The organism is Leyella stercorea, from assembly GCF_019052365.1.
Lineage (GTDB): Bacteria > Bacteroidota > Bacteroidia > Bacteroidales > Bacteroidaceae > Prevotella.
Genome location: NZ_JAHQUY010000144.1, coordinates 1 through 1,869 on the forward strand (window position 1 = coordinate 1; position 1,869 = coordinate 1,869).

The 1,869-nt window shown below is 34.4% G+C and carries 2 protein-coding genes; both read right to left on the reverse strand.

All coding sequences use genetic code 11. The features are described 5' to 3' along the window. A partial coding sequence (locus KTQ90_RS13130) for a class I SAM-dependent methyltransferase (RefSeq protein ID WP_217318801.1) occupies positions 1 to 800 on the reverse strand: 800 nt, incomplete at its 3' end. A gap of 641 nt (positions 801 to 1,441) precedes the next feature. Then, positions 1,442 to 1,869, reverse strand: a 428-nt coding sequence (locus tag KTQ90_RS13135; RefSeq protein WP_217318802.1) for a hypothetical protein, incomplete at its 5' end; no start/stop codon positions are given.

The window sequence follows — 1,869 nt, forward strand, 5'->3', positions numbered from 1 at the left end:
TAAATGGAAACAAAAAAATATCGCTCAAGAATAAAAACTTGAGCGATATTTTTTTGACGTGTATATACTAGCATCGCGGATACGCTTACGATTGAATTTATACCATCATTGAGAATCTGTGGATAATAACGTTCACTATTATTCAACTTCGTTGCTACATCAGAAAGAATAAACACACCAACATCGGAAAGTAATGGTAGAAAATAAGAAGATATTAGTGAATAAGTATTCTTATTTTTAAACGTACCGTGTTGAATGAATTCATTAAGAGCTTTGAATGAAACAATGAAATGATATTGGACATTCGTTAAATTTACCAAATCGCTAAGTTCTTGCTCAGAAGAAACAAATATTCCTTGCGGATTTAAATTTATGTCAACCACAATGTTGCCTGACGTTACTACAGATTCCATCAAATGATACAAAAAACGGATAGCATCAGGATTGGCATCAAAAGCATCAATGTTTATTCTCTTAAGGTTCGGCAATTTTGACTGGAGGATATCTATAAGACCTATTATTTCCCCTCCTGTTCCGCAACAAAAATCAAGAATGTTTACTTCTTCTAAAGTGTAAATACTATAGAGATAATTGCTATTCTCAAAAAGGTTATTGACCATACAAAATGACTCCGCATAACTTCGAGGAAAATATGTACCAAGATATATTTTTACAAATTCATACGGCTGATCCGGATTATAAACCACATCTTGTGGATGTGGCTCAAAGATGGCTTTAAAATCATTATAAATTATTTTATCCAGCCATTTTGGAAGGTCTTTATGCTTTAATATACTCATATTATGAAAAGTTGTAAATATGAAACGACATAACATTCTCTACCGACACCCCATCTTTGTTCTTTGAGATGGAGGGCGTACAAGAAGTAAGTCTTGCACTTGGACACGATGAGCCTGTGTCGGTAGGCTGCTCATTATACAATGAAGCGTCAGCCGTTAGAGACTGTTTGGTATTATCTTCCAATGTTATTGTTTAGAGGTTAGATTAAACCAATAGACTTTTTCTTAGTAGAATTGCCAATTGTTAACTACAAAGATAAAAAATCTTATTCAGACAAAAAAATAATTCATTTGAAATCTTTACTTTTGGGAGGCAAAATTCTGTAATTTGAATAGCTCGCCAAGCTGATATTCCTACTACTAAAGCTGATATAGAGAGGAAAATCGGAAAAATGATATTAAAGTCGGTATCAGGAATATAGTAATTGATATCTATATAAAATCAAGTACGTGAAAAAATCTGCCATATCTTCCAGAATTGCTGTACGATGCTCATTATCAAAGCTATAGAGGCTGGCAGATATGGCTGAGAAGGGGATATCTGCCAGCCTATCTTCCAGCCTGAGCGGACTATCTTCCAGTGACTTGCTGGCGGATAAATGAAACACGTAGCGGAGAATCTCCGCTACGTGTTTTATATGTCAAACATCTAATTGATCATTTATATCTTCAAACATATCATTGAAGTATTCTTCTCCGATAGATATAGATTCTTTTTTGTTGGCATATTGACTTTGGACATATTCATTTGTGAATTTAACTACCTCTTCTTCTGATGGTATATGATAAGGAAGTGTTGTGTCTATAGTAAACTTTTTACTTCCTTCATCATAGAAACTCTGTAACAGGAACTTCATAATGGGTAATCTGTTAACCATAGCCCTGTCACTGCGTATGTAAGGGGCAGAAAGAGTCATTCCTCCAAAACCAACTAATTTTGGGTCTGGATTGGATCTGTATAGTTCATCTTCCAGTGCTCTTGGCTTCTTTAGCAAAAGTGTAAAAAGAGCAGGTAAAGCGTAAGTGTTTCCAGTTTCTATGATGAAGGAAGTAAAAAGTTTACTATAGA